The following is a 25,000-nucleotide window of genomic DNA, read 5'->3' as shown; positions in this document are numbered from 1 at the left end:
AGGAACTTTCAGCCAACAGGAATCCGCCCCATCCGCATAAGCCCGCCTGTCCCAATAATCTGTAAACTCCCCCTCTTTCGCCGCCCTCTCCTTCCACGCGGCCATCACCTCTTTATATTGCGGAGTCAGCCTTGCGTCTGTTTCACACCTCCGACTGGCACCTTGGGCAGAACCTGCACGGCCAGGAGCGCGATTTCGAACACAGCTGTTTTCTCGAGTGGCTGCTGCGTCAATTGAAGCTGGCGCAGCCGGACGTGCTGCTGATCGCCGGCGACATCTTCGATACGGTGAATCCGCCGGTCAAAGCCCAGGAACGCCTCTACGATTTCATCGTCAGTGCCCACGAGCAGCAGCCGTTGCTGACCATCGTGATGATTGCCGGCAACCACGATTCCGGCTCGCGGATCGAGCTGCCCGCGCCGTTGATGCGGCGTTTGCGTACCCATGCGTTGGGCCGGGTGTTGTGGCTGGACGATGGCCAGCTCGATTCAGAGCGTCTTTTGTTGCCGTTGCCGAATGCGTCCGGCGAGATCGCCGCGTGGTGTCTGGCGCTGCCGTTCCTGCGCCCGGCCGAAGTGACCGGCGCACATCTGGGCGACAACTATTTGCGTGGCATTGGCCAGGTGCATGAATGGCTGATCGAAGCGGCCAACGCCAGGCGCCAGCCGGGCCAGGCGCTGATCGCCATCAGCCACGCGCACATGGCTGGCGGGTCGGTGTCGGAAGACTCCGAACGCAGCCTGATCATCGGCAACGCCGAAGCCCTGCCCGCCAGCCTGTTCGGGCCGAGCATCAGCTATGTCGCCCTCGGCCATTTGCACAAACCGCAGAAGGTCAATGGCGAAGAGCGGATTCGCTACAGCGGCTCGCCGATTCCGTTGTCGTTCTCGGAAATCAGTTATCAGCATCAGATTCTCGACGTCGTTCTGGACGGCGAAACCCTGGTCAGCGTCGAGCCGATACTGATCCCCCGTTCCGTCAACCTGCAACGCCTCGGCCCTGCGCCGCTGGCGGAAATCCTGTTGCAACTGGCCGACCTGCCGAACATTGATCTGCTGGCCGAAACCCAGCGCCAGCCGTGGCTGGAAGTGCGCGTGACCCTCGACGAGCCGCAACCGGATCTGCGCCATCAGGTCGAAAGTGCCCTGCAAGGCAAGGCTGTGCGACTGGTGCGAATCGCCGCCGAATACGCCGGCAACCGTGGCGCTGACGGCGCCGAGGACGGCAGCGCACTGATCGAACTGGACCAGCTCACGCCACAGGAATTGTTCAGCCGCGCCTGGCTCGACAATTACGGCAACGAGGTCGACGAGCAAACCCTCAAGGACTTCGCCGAACTGCTGCAAGACGTACAAATGGAGGGCGAGCAGCCATGAAGATTCTCGCCATTCGCCTGAAGAACCTCGCCTCACTGGCCGGCCCGTTCGAGATCGACTTCACCGCTGAACCGCTGGCCAGCGCCGGTCTGTTCGCCATCACCGGCCCCACCGGCGCCGGCAAAAGCACCCTGCTCGATGCCTTGTGCCTGGCGCTGTTCGGCGCCGTGCCGCGTTTGAACAACACCGGGCGTGACGCCAAGGTGCCGGACGCCGACGGCGAAATCGCCACCGGCGACCCGCGCACCCTGCTGCGTCGCGGTACGGGCGAGGGGTTCGCCGAAGTGGATTTTGTCGGCGTCGATGGCCGCCGTTATCGCGCGCGCTGGGAAGCCAACCGTGCCCGGGAAAAGGCCGGCGGCAAGTTGCAGGCCAGCCGTCAGAGCCTGCGCGACATCGATCAGGATCAACTGCTCGCCAGCCAGAAAGGCGAGTACAAGGTTCAACTCGAAGCCGCGCTGGGCCTGAACTTCGAACAGTTCACCCGCGCCGTGTTGCTGGCCCAGAGCGAGTTCAGTGCGTTCCTCAAGGCCGATGACAACGACCGCAGCGAGCTGCTGGAAAAACTCACCGACACGGCGCTCTACACCCGCCTTGGCCGACGCGCGTTCGACAAGACCAAAGAAGCCCGCGAAGCCCACAAGCAGTTGCAGGATCAGGCCACCGGCGTGACCCCGCTGCCGCCCGAGGCCCGCGCCGAACTCGACGAACGCTTCAACGCTGCCCAGCAGCAATTGAAGTTGCAACAGGCACAGCTCAAACAGCTTGAGCAGCAGCACACCTGGCTCAAGGATCTGCACCTGTTGCAGGACGCGCAGCAGGCAGCCGCCGAGCAACTGCAGAACGCCGAACAGGAGCGCGAAACGCTGGCCGGCGAACGCTTGCGCCTGACACGCCTGGAACAACTCGCCCCGCAACGGCACCAGTTCGCCCGCAAGGCTGAAATCGATGCACAGCTGACACCGCTGGCGGCGCAAATCAGCGCGCACACTCAGCAACAAGCCGAGCTGACTGAACGCCAGGCTCAACTTGAACAAGCGCTGAGTGCTGCACAAATCGCCCTGACCGAAGCGCAGAAGCAACAGAGCGACAGTGCTCCGCTGCTGCGTCAGGCCTTCGATGAGCAAAGCACCCTCGCCCGTCTGGCCAAGGATGTTGCTTCCGGCACCGAGGCAAAGCAGGCCACCGAACAGGCCAGCACTGAGGGCCAAAGCACGATCCAGACCCTGCTCGACCAGCAAAAGCAGGTCGAGGAACGCCTGCAACGCATCGCCGCCGATCTGGAGCAAAGCGCTCATCTGGCACCGTTGAGTGAAGCCTGGAATGCCTACCGTGACCGCTTGCAGCAACTGATGCTGATCGGCAACCGGTTGAACAAGGGCGAAAGCGAACTGGCGAGTCTCGAACAGAACGCCACGCGCGCCACCGAAGAACTGGCCACGCAAAAGCAGCAGCTTGAAGTGCTGTTCAAGGAGGCCGGCGCCGAACCGGATGCCGTCGCCGAACAGATCGGCATCCTTGGCACCCTGTTGCAGGACAACCGCAAACAACTGCGCGCCGTCGAAGACCTGACGCGCCTGTGGGCCAGTCAACAGGAATTGGACAAACGCAGTGCCGAGTTGCAACAGCGCCAGCTCGATGCGCAACAGGAGCGCGAGCGCCTGACCCAGGACGGGGTGAAAACCAAGTCCGAGCTGACCGTCGCCGAACAGACCCTCAACGTCACCCGCGAACTGCTCGAACGCCAGCGTCTGGCTCGCAGCGCCAGTGTCGAAGAACTGCGTGCGCAATTGCAGGATGACCAGCCGTGTCCGGTCTGCGGCAGCAACGAACACCCGTATCACCAGCCGGAAGCCCTGCTGCAAAGCCTCGGCCGTCACGATGAAAGCGAGCAGGCCAGCGCGCAGCAAGCGGTCGATCAACTGAAGGAAAAACTCACCGAGCTGCGTACCAGCGTCGGGGGCGTGATTGCCCAACAGAAAGAGCTGCTGCAACAGCAGGAACAACTGGCGGTACAACAGCAAGCGCTGACGCCGAGCATTGAGTCTCATCCGCTGGCCGCGCAATTGATGAATCAGGACAGCGACAAGCGCGGTGCCTGGCTGACGCGCCAGAACGATCAACTGAACCAGAGCATCACCCAGGACGAACAGCGTCAGACCGCCCTGCTCACACTGCAACAGGACGCGGCGCGCCTGACCCAGCAATTGCGTCACGCCGAAACCGCGCACCAGCAAGCGGCCCAGCACCTGAACAATCAGCAGCGCGAGTTGAGCGCTGACCGCCAGCGTCTGGACGAAGAACTCGCAGCCTTCGCCACGCTGTTACCGAGCGAGACCCTTGAAGCCCTGCGCGCCGAACCGGCCGCGACCTTCATGCAGCTCGACCGGCAGATTGCCGAGCGTCTGGCGCAAGTCGATCAGCAGAAGGAAGAGCTGGCCGAACAACAGCAACGCCAGCAGACGCTCGAGAAGGAGCAGGATCGTCAGCAGAGCCGTGTCCAGCAGTTGCAAACCGCTGAGCAACAGCTCAACGCGCTGACCGCTCAACAACAGGCCAGCCAGGAGAAACTGGCGCAATTGTTGGGCGATCACAACTGTGCCGAGCACTGGCAGCAGCAGCTTGAACTCGCGGTAGAACAGGCGCGCAACGCCGAATCCACCACGACTCAGGCCCTGCAAGGCGTGCGCACGCAACTCGTGCAAATCGCCGCCGAACTTAAAGCGCAGCAAGAGCGTTTGCAGGCGCTGGAAACCGAAGACCGCGATCTGGCGGGCAAGATTGCCGACTGGCGAGCTCGGCACCCGGAACTGGATGACGGCGGTCTCGAAGATCTGTTGCGGGTCGATGACGCGCAGGTCGGCGAGCTGCGCGAGCGTTTGCAGCGCAACGAAAAAGCCCTGGAACACGCCAAAGTGCTGTTGCAGGAACGCGATCGGCAGTTGCTTGAACATCAGGCGCAACACAACGGCAACCTCGAAGCCGAACAACTCGCCGCTGCCCTCGCCGACTTGCAGAACCAGTGCGACGCCAGTGAACAGCTCTGCGCCGAACTGCGTGCGGAGCAAGTCGAAGATCAGCGCCGACAGAACGCCAACTCCGCGCTGGCGCAGCAGATCGCCGATGCCTATGCCGAATATCAGCGCTGGGCGCGCCTCAATGCCTTGATCGGTTCGGCCACCGGCGACACCTTCCGCAAGATCGCCCAGGCCTACAACCTCGACTTGCTGGTGCATCACGCCAACGCGCAACTGCGCCAACTGGTCAAGCGCTATCGCCTCAAACGGGGCGGCAGCATGCTCGGTCTGCTGGTGATGGACACGGAAATGGGCGACGAACTGCGCTCGGTGCATTCGCTGTCCGGCGGCGAAACCTTCCTGGTGTCGCTGGCTCTTGCATTGGGTCTGGCCTCGATGGCCTCGAGCACGCTGAAGATCGAATCGCTGTTCATCGACGAAGGTTTCGGCAGCCTCGATCCGGAATCCCTGCAACTGGCCATGGACGCCCTCGACGGCTTGCAGGCACAGGGCCGCAAGGTCGCGGTGATTTCCCACGTGCAGGAAATGCACGAGCGGATTCCGGTGCAGATTCAGGTGCAGCGCCAGGGCAATGGTTTAAGCACACTGGAGGTGAAATGAACACGCTGTATTCGTTCCGCCGCTGCCCGTACGCGATGCGGGCACGGATGGCTCTGCGTTATTCGGGCGTGCCGGTGGAGATCATCGAAGTCAGCCTCAAGGCCAAACCGGCGGAGATGCTGGCGATCTCGCCCAAGGGTACGGTGCCGGTGCTGGATGCCGGTGGTCAGGTAATCGATGAGAGCCTGGAAATCATGCGCTGGGCCTTGGCGCAGAATGATCCGCAGGACTGGTTGCTGGGTGGCGATTCAAGGATTGCCCAGTTGATCGAAGCCAACGATCAAGTGTTCAAGGTGCACTTGAATCGCTACAAGTACGCCGAGCGTTATCCGGAACAGCCGATGGAGGTTTATCGCGCGGAAGGTGCGCGGTTCCTGCAGCAACTCGATGAATTACTCGAGGGCCGCGACAACTTGTTGACCGATCATCCCTGCCTGGCCGATATCGCGTTGCTGCCCTTCGTCCGCCAGTTCGCCCATGTCGATCGCGAGTGGTTTGCGACGACGCCCTATCAGCGATTGCAGACCTGGTTGCAGCGGTTTCTGGAATCGGAGCTGTTTACCAGCGTCATGAAAAAGTAAGCGCCTTACGCCAGTACCTGGCACATGCCGATGGCCGAGCAATCCACTTGGAATGGTCCGAGAAAACTCACTTCGGTTTTCACCGGTGGATTGCCGGCCAGCAGCCCCAGCGCATTGGCCCGTTCGATGTTGTGCGCGATGGTGTGGTTGGCCTCTATGGCGCGGGCCAGCCCGCCGACCGAGCCCTGGCCGAATCCCAGCAGGGAGGCGCCATTGGTCATGATCGCCAGACCGGCGATGACCCAGAATCTGTAGCCTTTCATGCTCCGACGGCTCCCGCGAGTTCGACTGAATCCACCGCTGCGCTTTGCGAGCGAAGTTCGAACTGGACGCCGGGATGCGCGACCTGGATCGGCGCATCGAAGCTGTGTTGCGACTGGGACGCGAGGCTGACGAACAGCACCATGACCAGGTACAGACCGATGGCCAGGTAGGCGCCGCGTTTAGCGGAAGTGATGATTGAACTGGCCATGATGTGTGCTCCGTGGACAATGTTTCGACGCCCACAGAATCAATCAAAAAAGCCGGGGTAACCACTCAGCGTTTGCCATAGTAACCATCAGCTTCGTTGATTATTTAGCCGGTCTATCTCGCCGTTTGAAAATACCTATCGCTTGATACCGCGCACGTAAAAAACTGCCCAAGGCTGCGATCTTTTGATTTTGCTTTTGATAAACAAGATCAAAGGATCGCAGCCTTGGGCAGTTCCAGGGCGTGACGGAAATTTCAGTGTTGGGCTTTGTGATCCAGCGCGGCGTAGAAGTTGGCGCTCTGTTGCAGGTATTTCTGGGTGTAGCTCTGGGTGTGGGATTTTTTGTCGCTGATTTCAACGTTGGCGCTGGCTGGCAGAGCAACGGTGGCGGAGATGGCAGAAGCGGCGATAACGGAGAAGAGATTGAAGTTCATGGCGGTAACCCTCGTGTTCGGTTGGCTTGCTTGCCCGGTTGGGCCGTGAAGCAAACTTAACGCTCGAGGGTTGCTCGCTTGAAATGCTTTGCACCATTACCTGTTATCAGCAGGATTAATACAAAGCGTCAGGCCCCGTAGACCGGGGCCTGCGGCTTATTGACGCACGAGAAACTTGAGGTCGCTCGGGGCGTCCATCGGCAGTTTTTGCACGGTTTTGCCGAGCAGACCGGTCTTGCCGTCGCGTTCGACCACGACAATCTGGTTGCTTTTCTGGTTGGCGATCAGCAGGAATTTGCCGCTTGGATCGAGGCTGAACTCACGCGGGTGATCGCCTTCCACCGAACGTCGCTGCAGTTCCTTGAGCTGGCCGCTGGCCGGGTCGATGGCGAACACCAGCAACTGATTGGCGGTGCCACGGTTGCTGACGTAAAGAAATTTGCCATCAGCGGACGCGTGCAACGCCGCAGCGGCTTTGTCCGACGTCGGCTGGCCGGCTGCCAGATCAACCATTTGCGTCTGGGTCAGCACGCCGTCCTTGTAGTCGAACACGGCAACCTGGGCGCTCATTTCCATGGTCAGCCAGGCATGTTTGCCGTCAGCGCTGAACAGCAGATGACGCGGGCCGCTGCCCGGTGGCAATTGCACCGAAGCGGTTTTCGCCGGAGTCAACGGCAAGTCCGGGTTGGCTTTCGGGTCGAATTGATAGATGAAGACTTTGTCTGCGCCCAGGTCGTTGGAGAACACATAACGGCCGTCCGGCGAGGAAATCGTCGAGTGCACGTGGTTCGAGGCCTGACGCTCGGGGTTGACCCGGCTCGCCGGGTGCGCGCTCATCTGCACCACTGGTTTGAGTTTGCCGTCGCTGCCCACCGGCAACACCGCGAGGGTGCCGCCCGGATCTTCAACCACGGAGTAGTTGCTGACGAACAGATGGCTGGCGTCGCCGCTGAGGCTCGAATGGGTCGGCTCGTTGCCCAGGCTCTGCACCTGATTGATCAGGGTCAGGGCGTGGGTCTTGGGATCGATCGAATAGCTGCTGACGCGACCGACCGGGTCTTTCTGGCCCGGACCGTTTTCGTTGACCACGAACACCCGGTGCTGATCCTTGGACAGGGTCAGCCACGACGGATTTTCGCTCTTGATCACCTGCAGCGGCTTGGCGTCGATCTGGCCGGTGGCGCTGTCGAAGTTCATCCGGTAGATGCCCTGGCTGGTGCCGGCGGTGTAGGAGCCGACCAGCAACTGGAAGCTTTCGGCCGAGGCACTGGACAGGCCCATCGCACCGACGCTGCCGGCCATCAGCAACGGCCAGAGTTTACGCATGTTCATTCGGTTTCATCCTCGTCGTCGGCGCTGCTGAGTACATCACCGAGGCAGACCAGACGGTGTTCGCCGACGGTTTTGGTGTCGCTGGCAAAACCGATGATCAACCAGCTCTGCAGGTCCTGGTCAAACGTCGCCGCTTCAACCTGGGCCGGTGTGAACTCCCAATGCCTGGCCGTTCGGCCATCGATGCACTCGATATGCAGGTTGTCGTCTTCATCGAGGGCGAATTCGAAGGCGTGCAGGCCGTCGATTTCGACCATACCGCAGTGTTCGAGGGCGTTGAGAAGGGTGTCTGGTACGGCAGTCATGTCGATCATGTCTTTCAGGGGGAAAGTGGCAATGATAGCTCAAAGCAGCCACTGAGCCCTTGTGGGAGCGAGCTTGCTCGCGAATACGGAGTGTCAGGCAATCAACTAGTGACTGGACAGCCGCCTTCGCGAGCAGGCTCGCTCCCACAGGGATCTCGGTATGGCTTAGAGGGCCTCGCGCGATGGCTTGCCATCCACCAGTCGCTGAATCCGCAGCGGGTTGGCGTTTTTCAACGGTTCCGGCAGCAGGCTGTCGGGGTAGTTCTGGAAGCACACCGGGCGCAGGAAACGATCAATGGCCAGGGTGCCGACCGAGGTGCCGCGAGCATCGGACGTTGCCGGATACGGCCCGCCGTGAACCATCGAATCACACACCTCGACACCGGTAGGATAGCCATTGAGCAGGATCCGCCCGACCTTCTGCTCCAGCAACGGCGTCAGTTCCGGGAACTGCACGAAGTCTGCCGGCTCGCCGATGATCGTCGCGGTGAGTTGCCCATGCAGACCATGCAGCGCCGCACTCAATTGCGTCTGATCCGCCACTTCGACGACCACCGTGGTCGGGCCGAACACTTCTTCCTGCAGCACTTCATCGCCATCGGTCAACAGGCTGGCATCGGCCCTGAACAACTGCGGCTGCGCCTGATTGCCCTGCTGCGGGTTGCCGGCCAGATGCTCGATGCCGGCATGCGCCAAGAGTTTTTCCAGACCTTTGCCGTAGCTGCCAAGGGTCCCGGCATTGAGCATGGTTTGCGCCGGTTGATCGCCGATCAGCGCAGCGACTTGCTCAACGAACGCCGTGAACTGCGGCGAACGAATGCCGATCACCAGGCCAGGGTTGGTACAGAACTGACCACAGCCCTGCACCACCGAAGCGGTCAGATCACGGGCGACGGTTTCCGAACGCACGGCCAGGGCCTGGGGCAACACAATCACCGGGTTGATGCTCGACATCTCGGCGAACACAGGAATCGGCTGTGGACGCGCGGCGGCCATGTCGCCCAACGCCCGTCCGCCCTTCAGCGACCCGGTGAAACCGACAGCTTGAATTGCCGGATGCTTGACCAGCCACTCGCCGACGCCACCGCCATAGATCATGTTGAACACACCGGCCGGCATCGCGGTTTTCTCTGCTGCACGAATCACCGCGTCAGCCACGAATTCGGCCGTGGTCATGTGGCCGCTGTGGGCCTTGAACACCACCGGGCAACCGGCGGCCAGCGCTGAGGCGGTGTCGCCGCCGGCGGTGGAGAATGCCAGCGGAAAGTTACTGGCACCGAACACCGCCACAGGCCCGAGGCCGATGCGGTACTGGCGCAGATCCGGACGTGGCAACGGCTGGCGATCCGGCAGCGGCAGGTCGATGCGCGCACCATAGAAATCACCACGCCGAAGAACTTTGGCAAACAGCCGCATCTGGCCACTGGTGCGGCCACGCTCACCCTGAATCCGCCCGGCAGGCAGCGCGGTTTCGCGGCAAACCACGGCGACGAATTCATCGCCCAGCGCATCCAGCTCATCGGCGATGGCATCGAGGAACTGCGCGCGTCGTTCGGCGCTCAAGCTGCGATAAGCCGGGTAGGCAGAAGCGGCAGATTTCGCGGCGGCGTCCACTTCCTCCAGCGTCGCCTGAATGAAATCGTGAGGGAGCGCCTCGCCCGTCGTGGCGTCGATGCTCTGCAGCTTGACGCTGCCCGCCGCGCTGCGACGCCCGCCGATGTAGTTGTGACCGAGAATCTGAGTCATGGGATCTCCTTAAAGGGTGCCGATGCTGTCCGGTTGGAAAACCGCTTCAACCGGTGCGATGCCGTTGATCAGCGGCGCACCGAATTCGGCCTGACTGATCTCGAACACATCGCCCGGCTGAGTGCGGATGCTATCGGCGAACGACAGAGTCGCGGTGCCGAAGAAATGAATGTGCACGTCACCCGGACGCAGGAACTGGCTGTACTTGAAGTGGTGGTATTCGAGGTTCGCCAGGCTGTGGCACATGTTGGCCTCGCCGCTGAGGAACTCGTTCTGCCACAGCACTTCACCGTCGCGCAGGATACGGCTGGTGCCGGCCAGATGTTGCGGCAATTCACCGACGCGCAGCTCCGGGCCGTAGCTGCAACTGCGCAGTTTCGAGTGAGCCAGGTACAGGTAGTTCTTGCGCTCCATGACGTGATCGGAGAACTCGTTGCCCACCGCGAAACCGAGGCGATACGGCTTGCCGTCGTGGCCGATGACGTAGAGGCCGGCCATCTCTGGCTCTTCGCCGGCGTCTTCGGCAAACGGCGGCAACGGGAACGGCTGACCGGGACGCACGACAATGCTGCCGTCGCCCTTGTAGAACCACTCCGGTTGCACCCCGGCCTGCCCCGCCACCGGTTTGCCGCCCTCCACGCCCCACTTGAAGATGCGCATGGTGTCGGTCATCGCCGCTTCGTCGCCGGCCTGCTGGTGCATCTTGTCCCGGGCCGAGGCGCTGCCGAGGTGCGTGAGGCCGGTGCCGCTGACCAGCAGGTGCGCGGGGTCCGGGTGGTCCAGCGGCGGCAGGATGCACAGGTTTTTAAGCAACTGCGCGTAATCGTGGCTGATACCGAGGCCGAGGGATTGCACTTGTTGCGCGAGGGTGCTGCCGGCTTCAATCGCCGCCAGTGCCAGATCACGAACCGTACGCGCATCCTGCACTTCGCGCACCAGACCGCCCTCGACCACCCCGACACGGCGCTCGCCGTTACTCAATTCGAATTGAACCAGATGCATAAATCCTCTCCTCTATACAAATCCTGAGTTCGGCGCCGTCCCTATGTGGGAGCGGGCTTGCTCGCGAAAGCGGTGTGTCATTCAACTGTGAGGGTGGCTGAACCAGCGCATTCGCGAGCAAGCCCGCTCCCACATAGGTTGTGTATGGTTCGGCAGATTCAGGTTCGGGTGGCACCGCGTGCACTCGCCGCAAACTGCTCGACCGGCAGCACATGTTTGCGCTCCAGCAAGCGATAGACGACGCCCGTCAAAATCAACCCGAACACCATCACGCCGGACAGGAAGTACAGGCCCGAAGCGAGGTTGCCGGTGTATTCCTTCAACGCGCCGATCACGAACGGGCCGATGTAGCCGCCGAGGTTGCCCACCGAGTTGATCAATGCGATCCCTGCCGCCGCACTGGCGCCGGCAAAGAACCGCCCCGGCAAGGTCCAGAACACCGCCGTGCAAGAAAACAGCGCGAACGCCACCAGACACAACGCCGCCAGTTGCGCCACCGGCAAGGACAGCCAGGCGCTGAGAAACAGGCCAAGGGCGCCCAGCACGTAAAGCACCGCCAGATGCCCGTAGCGATCATTCATGCGGTCGGAACTGCGCGGCACGATCAGCAACCCGACGATGCCGAAGATGTACGGCACCGATGACACGAATCCGGTCACCAGATCGCTGCCGCCGAACTGTTTGATCAGGGTCGGCAGCCACAGGCCAAGTCCGTAGATGCTCAGGGTCACCGGCAGGTAGAACAGCGCCAGCAGCAGCACACGTTTGTCTTTCAGCGCATGCAGCGGATTGCCGTGGCGGGTCTGGCCGTATTCCTGCAGATCCTTTTTCAGCTCACCGGTCAGCCAGTCTTTCTCGGCCTGGTCCATCCATTTCACTTGCTGCGGGCCATCCGGCAGCCAGCGCAATACCGGCCAGGTCAGCAGGATCGCCGGGGTGCCGATGACGATGAACAGCCACTGCCAGCCATGCAGACCGAGAATGCCGTCCATGCCCAGCAAGCCGCCGGACACGGGGCCGGTGATCATCATCGCGATGGGTTGGGACAGGATGAACAGCCCGAGGATCTTGCCGCGATGGCGCACCGGGAACCATTGGGTGATGTAGTACAGGACGCCGGGAAAGAACCCCGCTTCCGCCGCGCCGAGCAGAAAGCGCATTACGTAGAAACTGTGCGGACCCTGGACGAAGGCCATGCCGATGGTGATGGCGCCCCAGGTGATCATGATCCGCGCGAACCAGCGCCGCGCACCGAAGCGTTCGAGCATCAGGTTGCTGGGGATTTCCAGCAGAAAGTAGCCAATGAAAAACAGCCCGGCACCGAGGCCGTAGGCGGCATCGCCGATGCCGATGTCGGCGCCCATGTGCAGCTTGGCGAAGCCGACGGCGGAGCGATCCACATAGGCGATCAGGTACAGCAGGATCAGGAAGGGAATCAGTTTCAGCGTGATGCGCCGGACAAGCCGCAGTTCCTGGCTCATGGGATCGGTCTCCGATTGTTGTTTTTATGGAACCTGCGGGGACGCCTCTCGCGAAAAATCGTCAGGGCCATCCCTCAATCGAAAACGACTATATAGTAATACTAATTACCCAACAACACTTCCAAAGCGTCGATTTTGCGCTTATGTTTAGCCGAAGCTCGCAAACAATAGTCTTACAATAAGAGAATCGATCATGTCTGATAAGCAACCCACCCTGCGCTCCGCCCAATGGTTCGGCACGGCCGACAAGAACGGCTTCATGTACCGCAGCTGGATGAAGAATCAGGGCATCGCCGACCATCAGTTCCATGGCAAGCCGATCATCGGCATCTGCAACACCTGGTCGGAACTGACCCCGTGCAACGCGCACTTCCGCCAGATTGCAGAGCACGTCAAACGCGGGGTGATCGAGGCTGGTGGTTTTCCGGTGGAATTCCCGGTGTTCTCCAACGGTGAATCGAACCTGCGCCCGACCGCCATGCTCACCCGCAATCTGGCGAGCATGGACGTCGAGGAAGCAATTCGCGGCAATCCGATTGACGGCGTGGTGTTGCTGACCGGTTGCGACAAGACCACCCCGGCCCTGCTGATGGGCGCGGCCAGTTGCGACGTGCCGGCCATCGTCGTCACCGGCGGGCCGATGCTCAACGGCAAGCACAAGGGCAAGGACATCGGCTCCGGCACCGTGGTCTGGCAGCTCAGCGAACAGGTCAAGGCCGGCACCATCACCATCGACGACTTCTTGGCGGCCGAGGGCGGCATGTCCCGCTCGGCCGGTACCTGCAACACCATGGGCACCGCGTCGACCATGGCCTGCATGGCCGAAGCACTGGGCACTTCCCTGCCGCACAACGCGGCGATTCCGGCGGTGGATGCGCGGCGTTACGTGCTGGCGCACATGTCCGGCATGCGTGCGGTCGAGATGGTGCGTGAAGACTTGAAGCTGTCGAAGATCCTCACCAAGGAGGCCTTCGAAAACGCGATCCGGGTCAACGCAGCGATTGGCGGTTCGACCAACGCGGTGATTCACCTCAAAGCCATCGCCGGGCGCATTGGTGTCGAGCTGGATCTGGACGACTGGACCCGCATCGGTCGCGGCATGCCGACCATTGTCGACCTGCAGCCGTCCGGGCGTTTCCTGATGGAAGAGTTCTATTACGCCGGCGGCTTGCCTGCGGTACTGCGCCGCCTCGGCGAGGCCAATCTGATTCCGAATCCGGACGCGCTGACCGTCAACGGCAGATCCATTGGCGAGAACACCAAAGACGCACCGATCTACGGCGAAGACCAGGTGATCCGAACCCTCGACAATCCGATCCGCGCCGACGGCGGGATCTGCGTGTTGCGCGGCAACCTGGCGCCACTGGGTGCGGTGCTCAAGCCATCAGCCGCCACGCCGGAGTTGATGCAGCACCGTGGCCGCGCCGTGGTGTTCGAGAACTTCGATATGTACAAGGCGCGCATCAACGACCCGGAACTGGACGTCGATGCGAACTCGATTCTGGTGATGAAAAACTGCGGGCCGAAGGGTTATCCGGGCATGGCCGAAGTCGGCAACATGGGCTTGCCGGCCAAGCTGCTGGCCCAGGGCTTGACCGACATGGTGCGCATCTCCGATGCACGCATGAGCGGCACGGCGTACGGCACCGTCGTGTTGCACGTCGCCCCGGAAGCGGCGGCCGGCGGGCCGTTGGCGGTGGTGAAGGAAGGCGACTGGATCGAGCTGGACTGCGCCAGCGGGCGTCTGCACCTGGATATTCCGGACGCCGAACTGGCGGCGCGCATGGCGGATCTGCAACCACCACAGCAATTGCTGGTGGGTGGGTATCGTCAGTTGTATATCGACCATGTGCTGCAGGCGGATCAGGGTTGCGACTTTGATTTCCTTGTCGGCTGTCGAGGTGCTGAAGTGCCCCGTCATTCCCACTAATACCGCCGTTCCCTGTGGGAGCGAGCTTGCTCGCGATTACGATTTATCATTCAACATCCAGGTTGGCTGACACTCCGCTATCGCGAGCAAGCTCGCTCCCACATTTGCTTTGTGTATCTGCCTCAAGATTGTGTGGTGCCTGCTATGATGCGCGGCATCTCCATCGCTCAGGATCGTGCCGCTCCCCATGGATTACCGCAAACCTTCCGACCGCAAAAGCATGCACTCGCGCATCGTCCAGGAACTGGGCATGCAGATCGTCTCCGGCCGTTTTCTGCCCGACGACAAACTGCCCGCCGAAGCCTTGCTCTGCGAGGAGTACGCGGTCAGTCGGCCGGTGTTGCGCGAAGCCACGCGGGTGCTGGTGGCCAAGGGGCTGGTGTATTCGAAGCCGCGGGTCGGCACCGTGGTCAAGCCGCGCCGTGAATGGCACATGCTCGACCCGGACGTACTGCACTGGCTGATGCAAAGCAGCCCGCAAAATGAATTCTTCAACGTGCTGACCAGCGTGCGCAGCATCATCGAACCGGCCGCCGCCGCCCTCGCCGCCCAGCACGCCACCGATGCCGACATCGCAGCCATCGGCGAAGCCTACCAACGCATGGAAGCCGCGCCGACACCGGAAGCCTTGCTGCAACCGGACCTGGACTTCCACAGCCGCATTGCCGATGCGACCCACAATGATTTGCTGGCGAACTTGTGCAACATGCTGTCGGTAGCAATTGCCGAGGCGCTTAAGCACTCGAACCAACGGCCGAATCTGCATGAACTGGCGTTGCCTCGGCACAAGGCGATTCTGACCGCCATCGAGAACCGGGATGCGTTGGGGGCTCGGCATGCGACGTTGGTGCAGCTGGATGATGCGCGGAGTGCGTTGAGTGTTGTGCTTGGGGCGGATCTTTCGTAGGTCTTTCGTCCGCCTGCCCTCACCCTAGCCCTCTCCCGGAGGGAGAGGGAACTGACCGAGTTGTTCTTCGTCATACATCGACCTGAATGACCGAGTCGATTATGGATTCAAAGCGGATCGTTCAAGTCGGTGTATCTTTCCAATATCCCCCAATCGGTTCCCTCTCCCTCCGGGAGAGGGCTAGGGTGAGGGGCTTTTGATCTTGCCTCACAAAAAAAGCCGCAACCCTGAGGTTCCGGCTTTGTCGTTTCAGGCTCGCCGATCAGTGAGCAAACAAAGAATTCCCCTTCTGCCCCGCCAGCTTCTCCGGCTTGATCAGGAACTTGGCCAGTGCCGGCAGCAGCCACAGCGCACCGAACATGTTCCACAACAGCATGAAGGTCAGCATCAGGCCCATGTCGGCCTGGAACTTGATCGCCGAGAAGATCCAGGTGCACACGCCGATGGCCAGGCACAGGCCGGTGAACAGCACCGCTTTACCGGTGGATTTCAGGGTCTGGTAATAGGCTTCCTGCAACGGCAGGCCGGCACGCAGGAAACTTTCCAGACGGCTGTAGATGTAGATGCCGTAGTCCACGCCAATCCCCACACCCAGCGCCACCACCGGCAGCGTCGCTACTTTGACGCCGATGCCCATGAACGCCATCAGCGCGTTGCCCAGTACCGAGGTCAGCACCAGCGGCAGAACAATGCACAGGGTCGCTGCCCACGAGCGGAAGGTGATCATGCACATCACCGCCACGCAGATGTACACCAGCACCAGGATGGTCAGTTCGGCCTGTTTGATGACTTCGTTGGTGGCTGCTTCGATCCCGGCGTTACCCGCCGCGAGTATGAATTCCAGACCGTCCTTGTTGTTGTCCTTGGCGAACTCCTGCACGGCTTTCACCGCACGGTCCAGGGTTTCCGCCTTGTGGTCGTTGAGGAACACCAGCACCGGCGCCAGCGAGCAACTGTTGTTGTACAGACCGTCGGCACGGGCGATGGAGTTGTTCAGCACGTCCGGGTTGCGCGACAGGGTTTCCCATTTCAGGTTGCCCTCGTTCATGCCCTTGATCATCTGCTTGGACACGGTCACCAGCGAGATCGCCGATTGCACGCCCTCGGTGTTCTGCATCTTCCACATCAGCTCGTCGATCGGCGCCATCGCTTCATAGCGCGAGCAGCCTTCGGACTTGGTCTTGACCATCACCACCAGTACGTCGGAGCTGGTGGAATAGTTGTTGATGATGAAGTTGTTGTCTTTGTTGTAGCGCGAGTCCGGACGCAGTTCCGGCGCACCCTGATCAAGGTCGCCGATCTTCAGGTTCTGGCTGTACCAGAGGCCACCACCGAAGGCGATCAGCGCCAGCGCGATGGACACCGGTGCGACTTTCGGGCTGGCGAAATTCGACAGCAGGCGCCAGAACGGGTGCTCGCGGTTCGCGTCCTTCTTGCTCTTGGCGATGGCGCGCTTGCTGATGCCGACATAGGAAATCGCCACCGGCAGCAGGATCAGGTTGGTGAACACGATCACCGCCACGCCGATGGACGCGCCGATGGCCAGCTCACGGATCACGCCGATGTCGATGATCAGCAGCGTGATGAAGCCCACCGCATCCGCGAGAATCGCGATCATCCCCGGCAGGAACAGTTGCCGGAAGGTGCGCCGCGCGGCGGTCAGGGCGTTGTCCGCCTCGCTCGATTGCAGGGCGATACCGTTGATCTTCTGCACGCCGTGGGAAATCCCGATGGCAAAGATCAGGAACGGCACCAGCATCGAATACGGATCGAGGCCGAACCCGAAGAAGTGCATCAACCCCAGTTGCCAGACCACCGCCACCAGCGTGGTGCTCAACACCGCCACGGTACTGCGCAGGCAGTTGGTGAACCACAGCAGCAGGATCAGGGTGATGACGAAGGCGATGCCGAAGAACATCACCACCATCACCAGACCATCGATCAGGTCACCGACCTTCTTGGCGAAACCGACGATGTGGATCTTGACGTTGGGGTTCTGCGCTTCGAACTTGTTGCGGATCTTGTCTTCCAGTTCATGGGAGAACTGGCGGTAGTCCAGCGCCAGCAACTTGCCCTGGTCCTGCGGGTCCGGGTAGGACTCCAGCAGCGGGATGTCGACGATGCTCGACTTGAAGTCGTTGGCCACCAGACGCCCGACCTGACCCGACTTGAGCACGTTGTTGCGCAGCATGTCGAGGCTGTCCTGGGAGCCGTCGTAGCTCTGCGGGATCACTTCACCGCCAGCGAAACCTTCCTCGGTCACTTCGGTCCAGCGCACGCTCGGGCTCCACAGCGACTTCAGGCCGGAACGGTCGACGCCGGAGATGTAGAACACCTCATCGTTAATCTGGCGCAGGGTCTCCATGTATTCCCTGGAGAAGATGTCACCGTCCTTGGCTTCCACCGAAATGCGTACGGTGTTGCCCAGGTTCGTCAGATCGTTGCGGTGCTCCATCATCTTCTCGATGAACGGATGCTTGAGCGGGATCATTTTTTCGAAGCTGGTGGACGGGCGGATCAGCGTCGCCTGCCAGAACAGGAAAATGCTGACCAGCAGGCAGATCACGATCACTGCCGGGCGGTTGTTGAAGATCAGGCGCTCGAGGAACGTCGCCTTGTCCTGATGATGAGTGCTCAAGGAAGTCATAGCCCCGCCTTCTTATTATTGATTCGGCTCATTTGCCCAGCTCGGTGCCGTTTGGCGTGGTGGTGTGGACGCCACCCTGCCCGCTCAGGATCAGATTGCCGTTGCCGGCGGCGGTGACCGACGACAGCGAGATGCGATCCGGGCGGTTGAACACGCTGAAGGTTTCGCCGTTGTCGCTGCTGCTGATCACTGTGCCGCCGTTGCCGACGATGATGATGGAGCCGTCGTCAAGCCGCGTGGCGCCTGACAGGCCGAATTCCAGCGCACCGCGCGCAGCCTTGAGTTCGACCTGCTGCCAGGTGCTGCCGAAATCGGTGGAGCGGTAGAGGTTGCCGCGCAGCCCGTAGGCCAGCAGTGTGGAAGGCTGGGCGGTGCCGATCACACCAAACAGCGAGCCTTGGTACGGGCCTTCGATTTTTTCCCAGGTCTGGCCCCAGTCGGCGGAGCGGAACATCGCGCCCTGTTCACCCACGATGAACAGCCCGGCGTCCTTGACGGCGGCGATGGCGTTGAGGTGGAACTGGTCCTGGTTGTCGAGGCGGTCGCTGACGTCTTGCCAGTTCTTGCCACCGTCAGTGGTTTCCAGCAAGGCGCCGTAGGCCCCCACGGCCAGGCCGTTGTTGAGGTCCTTGAACCAGAGGTCGAGCAACGGCGATTCGCGCTTGAGGTCTTCGAACTGTTTGGTCCAGGTCTGGCCGCCGTCTTCGCTGGCGAGAATCTGCGCGTCATGGCCGACGGCCCAGCCGTGCTTGTCGTCGACGAAATAAACAGCCGTCAGCAACTGACGGCTCGGCACCTTGGCCTGGGTCCAGGACTTGCCCTGGTCGTCGGAGTAGAGAATGTGCCCGCGATCCCCGACCGCCACCAGCCGTGAACCGGCGTGAACGACATCGAGCATCAGGCTTTTCGGGGCCTTGGCCGATTCGATGGCGTAGACCACGTCGGCGGGCGCTTCGGCAGCCAGGACAGGCGCCGACAAGGTGGCAAAGCCCAGCAGAGAGAGTGCTGTGGCCAGCAACGCGGTGTTGCGTAACGCCGGCGGGCGGCAACGACTCATAGACCTTCCCCTATTTATTATTGTTAGGCCATTCGGCCTTCAAGGGCGCCGCAAGTGTGCTCCGGCGACGGCTGGTCAGAAGCATAGTCCTGAAACCCGCAATCCAGAGCCACTTCGGAAGCTGGCTCATCCTATCGGGCATTCGAAACGTCTGACAATCGGCGCAACGTTATCTTTTGTTAACCGAAAGGGATTACGGCGGCGGCTGAATGCGCGGGCATTCGTCCGACTGATGGAAGGGAATCTTGCGTGGGGGACTTGCACGATCGGTATTATGGTATACCATCAGACGCACAGACACTCTTTATCCCCTACGGAGCAGCTCATGAGTTTCGAAATTCGCAAGATCGTCAGCTATGTCGAAGAGACCTTCATTGAAGGCGGCAAGGCGTCCGACACCCCGGTGACCATGGTTGGCCTGGCCGTCGTGATGAAGAACCCGTGGGTCGGCAACGGCTTTGTCGAAGACCTCAAGCCGCAGATCCGCGCCAATTGCTCCGACCTCGGCGCGATGATGGTCGAGCGTCTGGTGGGCATCATCGGCGGCGCCGAGAAGATCGAGGCTTACGGCAAGGCTGCGGTGGTCGGCGCCGATGGCGAAATCGAGCACGCCTCGGCGGTGATCCACACCCTGCGCTTCGGCAATCACTACCGCGAAGCGGTCAAGGCCAAGAGCTACCTGAGCTTCACCAACAAGCGCGGCGGTCCGGGCACTTCGATCCAGATCCCGATGATGCACAAGGATGACGAAGGCCTGCGCTCGCACTACATCACCCTGGAAATGCAGATCGAAGACGCTCCGCGCGCCGACGAAATCGTCGTGGTGCTCGGTTGCGCCGACGGTGGTCGCCTGCACCCGCGCATCGGCAACCGCTACATCGATCTGGAAGAACTGGCTGCCGAAAAAGCCCAGTAATCACAATAAAAAGGCATTGCAGGAGCGCTCCATGATTCGGCCTACCGCTGAACTCACCCCGGCCGGCACCAGTTATCTGGCGACCGGCCAGGGCCACCCCGTGGTGTTAATCCACGGCGTGGGCCTGAACAAAGAAATGTGGGGCGGCCAGATCGTTGGCCTGGCCACGCAATACCGGGTGATCGCCTACGACATGCTCGGCCATGGCGCCAGCCCGCGTCCGGCCAGCGGCACCGCCCTGCTCGGTTATGCCGATCAGTTGCTGGAGCTGCTCGACCACCTGCAATTGCCGCTGGCATCGGTGATCGGTTTTTCCATGGGCGGTCTGGTGGCGCGGGCCTTTGCCCTGCATTACCCGGAACGCCTGAAAAGCCTGGTGGTGCTCAACAGCGTGTTCAACCGCAGCGAAGAGCAGCGTGCCGGCGTCATCGCCCGCACCGCCCAAGCTGCCGAACACGGGCCGGATGCGAATGCCGAAGCGGCACTGTCGCGCTGGTTCAGCCGTGAGTATCAGGCGGCTAACCCGGCGCAGATCGCCGCGATCCGCCAGACCCTCGCCGGCAATGACCCGCAGGGTTACCTGACCACTTACGAATTGTTCGCCACCCAGGACATGTACCGCGCCGACGATCTGGGCAGCATCCAGGCGCCGACGCTGATCGCCACCGGCGAGCTGGATCCCGGATCGACCCCGGAAATGGCCGAGCAACTGGCCGCGCGCATTCCCGGCGCGAAGGTTGCCGTGCTGCCCGAGCAACGGCATATGATGCCGGTAGAGTCGCCTCGGCTGGTGAACCAGACGCTGCTGGAATTTCTCGAAACCGCACACGCCCGACAAAACCATATAAAGGGGATCGTTGCATGACACTCGCACGCTTCCAGATGTGCATCGGCGGAGAATGGGTCGACGCCCTCTCCGGCAAGACTTTCGAAAGCCTCAACCCGGCACTGGCCGAGCCTTGGGCCGAACTGCCCGACGCCAATGAGGCCGATGTCGAACGCGCCGTGCAAGCCGCGCAAACCGCCTTCGACAGCCCGGCGTGGCGCGGCCTGACCGCCACCGCGCGCGGCAAACTGCTGCGTCGTCTCGGTGACCTGATCGCTGAAAACAAGGAACAACTGGCGCAGCTGGAAAGCCGCGACAACGGCAAACTGATCCGCGAAACCCGGGGTCAGGTCGGTTATCTGCCGGAGTTTTTCCACTACACCGCCGGCCTTGCCGACAAGCTCGAAGGCGGCACCCTGCCGCTGGACAAGCCCGATCTGTTTGCCTACACCGTGCACGAAGCCATGGGTGTGGTCGCCGCGATCATTCCGTGGAACAGCCCGCTTTATCTGACCGCGATCAAACTGGCGCCAGCCCTGGCCGCCGGCAACACCATCGTGATCAAGCCGTCCGAGCACGCCTCGGCGACCATTCTCGAACTGGCGCGCCTGGCCCTCGAAGCCGGAATTCCGCCGGGCGTGGTCAACGTCGTCACCGGTTACGGCCCGAGCACTGGCGCTGCCCTCACCCGCCATCCGCTGATCCGCAAAATCGCCTTCACCGGCGGCGCGGCCACGGCCCGGCATGTGGTGCGCAGCAGCGCCGAGAACTTCGCCAAGCTGTCGCTGGAACTGGGCGGCAAGTCGCCGAACATCATCTTCGCCGACGCCGATCTCGACAGCGCGATCAACGGCGCCATCGCCGGGATTTATGCGGCGTCCGGCCAGAGCTGTGTATCCGGTTCGCGACTGCTGGTGCAGGACGAGATCTACGACGAATTCGTCAGCCGGCTGGTAGAGCGCGCCCAGCGCATCCGCATCGGCAACCCGCAGGACGACAGCAGCGAAATGGGCCCGATGGCCACCGCGCAGCAACTGGCGGTGGTCGAAGGTCTGGTGGCCGATGCCATCGCCGAAGGTGCGCGCCTGCGTCTGGGTGGCAAGCGGCCGAGTGGCGTCGGTGACGGCTGGTTCTACGAACCGACGCTATTCGAATGCGACCGCAATTCGATGAAGATCATGCAGGAAGAAGTGTTCGGTCCGGTGGCTTCGGTCATCCGCTTCAAGGACGAAGCCGAAGCGCTGGCGATTGCCAACGACTCGCAGTTCGGCCTCGCAGCCGGCATCTGGACCCGCGACCTGGGCCGCGCCCATCGTCTGGCCCGTGACGTGCGCTCGGGGATCATCTGGGTCAACACCTACCGCGCGGTGTCGGCGATGGCACCGATCGGCGGCTTCAAGAACAGTGGCTATGGACGCGAAAGCGGCATCGATTCGGTGCTGGCCTACACCGAACTGAAAACGGTGTGGATCAACCTCTCTCAGGCACCGATGCCTGATCCGTTTGTGATGCGCTAGGAGTCCTGCGACATGATCGAACCCGGCATTTACAAAGACGTCATGAGCTCGTTTCCGTCCGGGGTCACGGTGGTCACCACCCTCGACCCGGACGGCGGCATCGTCGGGATCACCGCCAGCGCTTTCAGTGCGCTGTCGATTGATCCGGCCCTGGTGCTGTTCTGCCCCAACTACGCCTCCGACACCTACCCGGTGCTGCGCGACAGCAAGCGCTTCGCGATTCATTTGCTGTCCGCCGACCAGACCGCAGAGGCCTACGCCTTCGCCGGCAAAGGCAAGGACAAGGCCAACGGTATCGACTGGCACCTGAGCGAACTGGGTAACCCGATCCTCGCCAAGGCCACGGCGATCATCGAGTGCGAGTTGTGGCGCGAATACGACGGTGGCGATCACGCGATCATCGTTGGTGCGGTGAAGAACCTGATCCTGCCGGCGCAACCGGTGACGCCGATGATTTATCACAAGGGCAAGCTCGGCGCGTTGCCGACACTGGGCTGAGAGATTCATACAAATTCCACTGTGGGAGCGGGCTTGCTCGCGAAGGCGTCGTGTCAGTCGACCTCTATGCTGAGTGAGCTACCGAGTTCGCGAGCAAGCCCGCTCCCACAAGGGAATTGTGGTGACTGGAGGATTTATGAGTAACGAAAAGTATGAGCAAGGCCTGAAGATCCGCACCCAGGTGCTCGGCGAAGCCTATGTGCAGCGCTCGATCGAGAACGCCGACGACTTCACCCGCCCGCTGCAGGAAATGGTCACCGAATACTGCTGGGGCCATGTCTGGGGACGTGAAGGTCTGTCGCTCAAGGAGCGCAGCATGATCAACCTGGCGATGATCTCCGCGCTGAACCGCCCGCACGAACTCAAGCTGCATGTGCGCGGCGCCTTGCGTAACGGCCTGAGTCGTGAGCAAATACGCGAAATTCTGCTTCAGGTCGGTATTTATTGCGGCGTCCCGGCAGCCGTGGACAGTTTCCGGCTCGCCCGTGAAGCCTTCGCCGAAGCCGACGCCGAGGCCTCCAGTTAACCCCTCGGCTGTTTGAATGCCCGTCTGGCATGGACAGCCAACTTAAAGAGCGGACCCCATGAAACGCCTGCCACTCGACGACAGCTTCAAGGTCAATCGCAACCCCGTCACCCTGCGCGAAATCGTGCTGGATAAACTGCGAAGCGCCATCATGAACTTCCAGCTGCTGCCGGGCGATCGCCTGGTGGAGCGCGATCTGTGCGATCGCCTGGGCGTGAGCCGTACGTCGGTGCGTGAAGCCTTGCGTCACCTGGAATCCGAAGGCCTGGTGGAGTTCGCCGACGCCAAGGGCCCGCGCGTGGCGATCATCACCCTCGCCGATGCGGTCGACATCTATGAACTGCGCTGCGTGCTCGAAGGCCTGATCGTCCAGCTCTTCACCCTGCGCGCCAAGGCCAAGGACATCAAGGCCCTGGAAAAAGCCCTCGACGAGAACCGCAAGGCACTCAAGGACGGCGAACTGCAGCAGGTGATCGACTCGGTGCAGGGTTTCTATGACGTACTGCTCGAAGGCTCGGGCAACCATGTCGCGGCCACCCAGTTGCGTCAATTGCAGGCACGCATCAGCTACCTGCGGGCGACCTCGGTGTCCCAGGAAAACCGTCGCGGCGCGAGTAACCAGGAAATGGAAAAAATGGTCGAGGCGATCAAGAGCGGCGACGCGCTGGCGGCGCATCAGGCCTGCGTCGACCACGTGCGCGCTGCAGCTGCCGTGGCCCTCGATTATCTGAAGCGCAAACAGGAAGAGACCGGCGCCACACCGGCGATCACCCTGCCCATCGCACTGAAAGAACCACGCATAGGTCACTGACATGTTCAGCCCGAGCTTTTGCCCGAAATGCGGTGGCGCCGACCTCGGTCAGCGGGTGCCGCCGGGCGATACGCACGAGCGCCTGATGTGCCGCGGCTGCGGCTACATCCACTATGTGAACCCGAAGATCATCGCCGGCTGCATCATCGAGCAGGACGGCAAATACCTCTTGTGCCAACGGGCGATTCCCCCGCGCCCGGGCACCTGGACCCTGCCCGCCGGTTTCATGGAAAGCGGCGAAACCACCGAACAGGCAGCCCTGCGCGAAGTCTGGGAAGAAAGCGGCGTACGCGCGGAAATCGTCTCGCCGTACTCGATCTTCAGCGTGCCGAAGATCAGCGAGGTCTACATCATCTTCCGCGCCCTCGCACTGGAAATCACCGGCCAGTACGGCCCGGAAACGCAGGACTGCAAATTCTTCGCCCCCGAAGACATCCCTTGGGAGCAGATCTACTACCCGGCGATCCGGCAGATCCTCGAACGCTACATCGAGGAACGCCAGGCCGGGGTGTATGGCATGTACATGGGCAATGACGACAGCGGCAAGATTCATTTCATGCGTTGAAGACCCCATGCTTACTTGTGGGAGCGAGCCTGCTCGCGAAAGCGGTCGTTCATTCAACATTGCATCGACTGATACGGCGCCTTCGCGAGCAGGCTCGCTCCCACAGGAATGTGGCGGTGTCGCTTAAACTGGCGGCACGCCTTCAACGATGACGATCTCCGCCCTCGCCCACTCCTCGCGGTAGCTCTTCGCTTCCTGATACGCCGCCGAGCGATAGCACGCCACCGCCTGCTCGTAGCTGTCGAACTCGATTACCACGCTGCGCTGTGGCGTCGTCCGGCCTTCCATCGCTTCGCTGCGCCCGCCTCTGGCTAAAAACTTCGCGCCGAACTCGGCGAATGCCTTCGGCGCGCGCTGGGTGTATTGGCTGTAGTGATCGGGATCGGTGATGTCCACGTGAGCAATCCAGTACGCCTTCATAGTGACCTCTCGG

At 61.7% G+C, this 25,000-nt stretch carries 23 protein-coding genes; 12 read left to right on the top strand and 11 right to left on the bottom strand.

Annotated elements, in window-relative coordinates; all coding sequences use genetic code 11:
- Window positions 1-131: 131 nt before the first annotated feature.
- Genes OQ248_RS23570 through OQ248_RS23560 form a run of 3 tightly spaced genes read left to right on the top strand, consistent with a single transcriptional unit; the run spans window position 132 to window position 5,595 of the window.
- A complete protein-coding gene (locus tag OQ248_RS23570; protein WP_265814189.1) occupies window positions 132-1,376 on the top strand; it encodes an exonuclease SbcCD subunit D C-terminal domain-containing protein in 1,245 nt (414 codons plus the stop codon).
- Window positions 1,373-5,014, top strand: coding sequence for an AAA family ATPase (locus OQ248_RS23565; protein WP_265814188.1), 3,642 nt, complete (start codon window positions 1,373-1,375; stop codon window positions 5,012-5,014). Before OQ248_RS23570 ends, OQ248_RS23565 begins: the two co-directional genes overlap by 4 nt.
- A complete protein-coding gene (locus OQ248_RS23560; protein ID WP_265814187.1) occupies window positions 5,011-5,595 on the top strand; it encodes a glutathione S-transferase in 585 nt (194 codons plus the stop codon). The genes OQ248_RS23565 and OQ248_RS23560 overlap by 4 nt, the downstream gene beginning before the upstream one ends.
- Window positions 5,596-5,600: 5 nt before the next feature.
- Here OQ248_RS23560 and OQ248_RS23555 read toward each other — a convergent pair whose 3' ends face one another.
- From OQ248_RS23555 to OQ248_RS23520, 8 genes are all read right to left on the bottom strand, one after another.
- Window positions 5,601-5,858, bottom strand: a complete 258-nt coding sequence (locus tag OQ248_RS23555) for a hypothetical protein (RefSeq protein ID WP_085711324.1) — start codon at window positions 5,856-5,858, stop codon at window positions 5,601-5,603.
- Window positions 5,855-6,067, bottom strand: coding sequence for a hypothetical protein (locus tag OQ248_RS23550; protein WP_265814186.1), 213 nt, complete (start codon window positions 6,065-6,067; stop codon window positions 5,855-5,857). Before OQ248_RS23550 ends, OQ248_RS23555 begins: the two co-directional genes overlap by 4 nt.
- A gap of 254 nt (window positions 6,068-6,321) precedes the next feature.
- On the bottom strand, window positions 6,322-6,501 hold the full coding sequence (locus OQ248_RS23545) for a hypothetical protein (RefSeq protein WP_007941320.1): 180 nt from the start codon (window positions 6,499-6,501) through the stop codon (window positions 6,322-6,324).
- Between the two features lie 156 nt (window positions 6,502-6,657).
- Window positions 6,658-7,833 carry a lactonase family protein gene (locus OQ248_RS23540; RefSeq protein WP_265814185.1) on the bottom strand — a complete coding sequence of 392 codons (1,176 nt, stop codon included), beginning with the start codon at window positions 7,831-7,833 and terminating at the stop codon, window positions 6,658-6,660.
- Window positions 7,830-8,138 (bottom strand): DUF5629 family protein, encoded by a 309-nt coding sequence (locus OQ248_RS23535; protein ID WP_119426295.1) that lies wholly within the window; start codon window positions 8,136-8,138, stop codon window positions 7,830-7,832. Before OQ248_RS23535 ends, OQ248_RS23540 begins: the two co-directional genes overlap by 4 nt.
- 165 nt (window positions 8,139-8,303) lie before the next feature.
- A complete protein-coding gene (locus OQ248_RS23530; RefSeq protein WP_265814184.1) occupies window positions 8,304-9,884 on the bottom strand; it encodes an aldehyde dehydrogenase (NADP(+)) in 1,581 nt (526 codons plus the stop codon).
- A gap of 9 nt (window positions 9,885-9,893) precedes the next feature.
- Window positions 9,894-10,886, bottom strand: coding sequence for an AraD1 family protein (araD1, locus tag OQ248_RS23525; RefSeq protein ID WP_265814183.1), 993 nt, complete (start codon window positions 10,884-10,886; stop codon window positions 9,894-9,896).
- A 158-nt stretch (window positions 10,887-11,044) separates the two neighbouring features.
- Window positions 11,045-12,367: an MFS transporter gene (locus OQ248_RS23520; protein ID WP_134826448.1), complete on the bottom strand. Its 1,323-nt coding sequence runs from the start codon at window positions 12,365-12,367 to the stop codon at window positions 11,045-11,047.
- Between the two features lie 193 nt (window positions 12,368-12,560).
- On the opposite strand from OQ248_RS23520, the gene OQ248_RS23515 reads away from it, so the two are divergent.
- Together OQ248_RS23515 and OQ248_RS23510 are read left to right on the top strand one after the other, a co-directional pair.
- Window positions 12,561-14,297, top strand: a complete 1,737-nt coding sequence (locus OQ248_RS23515; protein WP_265814182.1) for an IlvD/Edd family dehydratase — start codon at window positions 12,561-12,563, stop codon at window positions 14,295-14,297.
- A 187-nt stretch (window positions 14,298-14,484) separates the two neighbouring features.
- Complete coding sequence (locus OQ248_RS23510) at window positions 14,485-15,204, top strand: FadR/GntR family transcriptional regulator (protein WP_248741915.1); 720 nt, start codon at window positions 14,485-14,487, stop codon at window positions 15,202-15,204.
- A gap of 262 nt (window positions 15,205-15,466) precedes the next feature.
- Here the strand turns inward: OQ248_RS23510 and OQ248_RS23505 are convergent, their stop codons facing one another.
- Together OQ248_RS23505 and OQ248_RS23500 are read right to left on the bottom strand one after the other, a co-directional pair.
- Window positions 15,467-17,851 carry an RND family transporter gene (locus tag OQ248_RS23505; RefSeq protein WP_265814181.1) on the bottom strand — a complete coding sequence of 795 codons (2,385 nt, stop codon included), beginning with the start codon at window positions 17,849-17,851 and terminating at the stop codon, window positions 15,467-15,469.
- 28 nt (window positions 17,852-17,879) lie between these two features.
- Window positions 17,880-18,908 carry a YCF48-related protein gene (locus tag OQ248_RS23500; protein ID WP_085711333.1) on the bottom strand — a complete coding sequence of 343 codons (1,029 nt, stop codon included), beginning with the start codon at window positions 18,906-18,908 and terminating at the stop codon, window positions 17,880-17,882.
- 325 nt (window positions 18,909-19,233) lie between these two features.
- Between OQ248_RS23500 and OQ248_RS23495 the strand changes: the two genes are divergently transcribed.
- From OQ248_RS23495 to OQ248_RS23465, 7 genes are all read left to right on the top strand, one after another.
- Complete coding sequence (locus OQ248_RS23495; protein ID WP_007957412.1) at window positions 19,234-19,824, top strand: amino acid synthesis family protein; 591 nt, start codon at window positions 19,234-19,236, stop codon at window positions 19,822-19,824.
- 31 nt (window positions 19,825-19,855) lie between these two features.
- The gene (locus OQ248_RS23490) at window positions 19,856-20,689 is read left to right on the top strand and encodes an alpha/beta fold hydrolase (RefSeq protein ID WP_114883599.1); all 834 of its coding nucleotides are present in this window, start codon (window positions 19,856-19,858) and stop codon (window positions 20,687-20,689) included.
- Window positions 20,686-22,167, top strand: coding sequence for an aldehyde dehydrogenase (locus OQ248_RS23485; RefSeq protein ID WP_265814180.1), 1,482 nt, complete (start codon window positions 20,686-20,688; stop codon window positions 22,165-22,167). The genes OQ248_RS23490 and OQ248_RS23485 overlap by 4 nt, the downstream gene beginning before the upstream one ends.
- 12 nt (window positions 22,168-22,179) lie before the next feature.
- Window positions 22,180-22,665, top strand: a complete 486-nt coding sequence (locus tag OQ248_RS23480; RefSeq protein WP_085711335.1) for a flavin reductase family protein — start codon at window positions 22,180-22,182, stop codon at window positions 22,663-22,665.
- Window positions 22,666-22,801: 136 nt separating this feature from the next.
- The gene (locus OQ248_RS23475) at window positions 22,802-23,191 is read left to right on the top strand and encodes a carboxymuconolactone decarboxylase family protein (protein ID WP_007957404.1); all 390 of its coding nucleotides are present in this window, start codon (window positions 22,802-22,804) and stop codon (window positions 23,189-23,191) included.
- A gap of 58 nt (window positions 23,192-23,249) precedes the next feature.
- Window positions 23,250-24,002, top strand: a complete 753-nt coding sequence (locus tag OQ248_RS23470) for a GntR family transcriptional regulator (protein WP_074688591.1) — start codon at window positions 23,250-23,252, stop codon at window positions 24,000-24,002.
- Between the two features lies 1 nt (window position 24,003).
- A complete protein-coding gene (locus OQ248_RS23465; protein ID WP_265814179.1) occupies window positions 24,004-24,567 on the top strand; it encodes an NUDIX hydrolase in 564 nt (187 codons plus the stop codon).
- A gap of 123 nt (window positions 24,568-24,690) precedes the next feature.
- Here the strand turns inward: OQ248_RS23465 and OQ248_RS23460 are convergent, their stop codons facing one another.
- On the bottom strand, window positions 24,691-24,987 hold the full coding sequence (locus OQ248_RS23460; protein WP_265814178.1) for a DUF1330 domain-containing protein: 297 nt from the start codon (window positions 24,985-24,987) through the stop codon (window positions 24,691-24,693).
- Window positions 24,988-25,000 lie beyond the last annotated feature (13 nt).

This window comes from Pseudomonas sp. COW5 (assembly GCF_026240005.1).
Lineage (GTDB): Bacteria > Pseudomonadota > Gammaproteobacteria > Pseudomonadales > Pseudomonadaceae > Aquipseudomonas > Aquipseudomonas kribbensis.
Note: the sequence above shows the minus strand (reverse complement) of the source record. Positions and strands in the feature narration are given on the sequence as shown.

Bases quoted from the DNA above. Each gene is read 5' to 3' on its own strand.
- OQ248_RS23565 (WP_265814188.1), top strand. From the start codon at position 1,373: ATGAAGATTCTCGCCATTCGCCTGAAGAACCTCGCCTCACTGGCCGGC.
- OQ248_RS23560 (WP_265814187.1), top strand. From the start codon at position 5,011: ATGAACACGCTGTATTCGTTCCGCCGCTGCCCGTACGCGATGCGGGCA.
- OQ248_RS23555 (WP_085711324.1), bottom strand. From the start codon at position 5,858: ATGAAAGGCTACAGATTCTGGGTCATCGCCGGTCTGGCGATCATGACC.
- OQ248_RS23550 (WP_265814186.1), bottom strand. From the start codon at position 6,067: ATGGCCAGTTCAATCATCACTTCCGCTAAACGCGGCGCCTACCTGGCC.
- OQ248_RS23545 (WP_007941320.1), bottom strand. From the start codon at position 6,501: ATGAACTTCAATCTCTTCTCCGTTATCGCCGCTTCTGCCATCTCCGCC.
- OQ248_RS23540 (WP_265814185.1), bottom strand. From the start codon at position 7,833: ATGAACATGCGTAAACTCTGGCCGTTGCTGATGGCCGGCAGCGTCGGT.
- OQ248_RS23535 (WP_119426295.1), bottom strand. From the start codon at position 8,138: ATGACTGCCGTACCAGACACCCTTCTCAACGCCCTCGAACACTGCGGT.
- OQ248_RS23530 (WP_265814184.1), bottom strand. From the start codon at position 9,884: ATGACTCAGATTCTCGGTCACAACTACATCGGCGGGCGTCGCAGCGCG.
- araD1 (WP_265814183.1), bottom strand. From the start codon at position 10,886: ATGCATCTGGTTCAATTCGAATTGAGTAACGGCGAGCGCCGTGTCGGG.
- OQ248_RS23520 (WP_134826448.1), bottom strand. From the start codon at position 12,367: ATGAGCCAGGAACTGCGGCTTGTCCGGCGCATCACGCTGAAACTGATT.
- OQ248_RS23515 (WP_265814182.1), top strand. From the start codon at position 12,561: ATGTCTGATAAGCAACCCACCCTGCGCTCCGCCCAATGGTTCGGCACG.
- OQ248_RS23510 (WP_248741915.1), top strand. From the start codon at position 14,485: ATGGATTACCGCAAACCTTCCGACCGCAAAAGCATGCACTCGCGCATC.
- OQ248_RS23505 (WP_265814181.1), bottom strand. From the start codon at position 17,851: ATGACTTCCTTGAGCACTCATCATCAGGACAAGGCGACGTTCCTCGAG.
- OQ248_RS23500 (WP_085711333.1), bottom strand. From the start codon at position 18,908: ATGAGTCGTTGCCGCCCGCCGGCGTTACGCAACACCGCGTTGCTGGCC.
- OQ248_RS23495 (WP_007957412.1), top strand. From the start codon at position 19,234: ATGAGTTTCGAAATTCGCAAGATCGTCAGCTATGTCGAAGAGACCTTC.
- OQ248_RS23490 (WP_114883599.1), top strand. From the start codon at position 19,856: ATGATTCGGCCTACCGCTGAACTCACCCCGGCCGGCACCAGTTATCTG.
- OQ248_RS23485 (WP_265814180.1), top strand. From the start codon at position 20,686: ATGACACTCGCACGCTTCCAGATGTGCATCGGCGGAGAATGGGTCGAC.
- OQ248_RS23480 (WP_085711335.1), top strand. From the start codon at position 22,180: ATGATCGAACCCGGCATTTACAAAGACGTCATGAGCTCGTTTCCGTCC.
- OQ248_RS23475 (WP_007957404.1), top strand. From the start codon at position 22,802: ATGAGTAACGAAAAGTATGAGCAAGGCCTGAAGATCCGCACCCAGGTG.
- OQ248_RS23470 (WP_074688591.1), top strand. From the start codon at position 23,250: ATGAAACGCCTGCCACTCGACGACAGCTTCAAGGTCAATCGCAACCCC.
- OQ248_RS23465 (WP_265814179.1), top strand. From the start codon at position 24,004: ATGTTCAGCCCGAGCTTTTGCCCGAAATGCGGTGGCGCCGACCTCGGT.
- OQ248_RS23460 (WP_265814178.1), bottom strand. From the start codon at position 24,987: ATGAAGGCGTACTGGATTGCTCACGTGGACATCACCGATCCCGATCAC.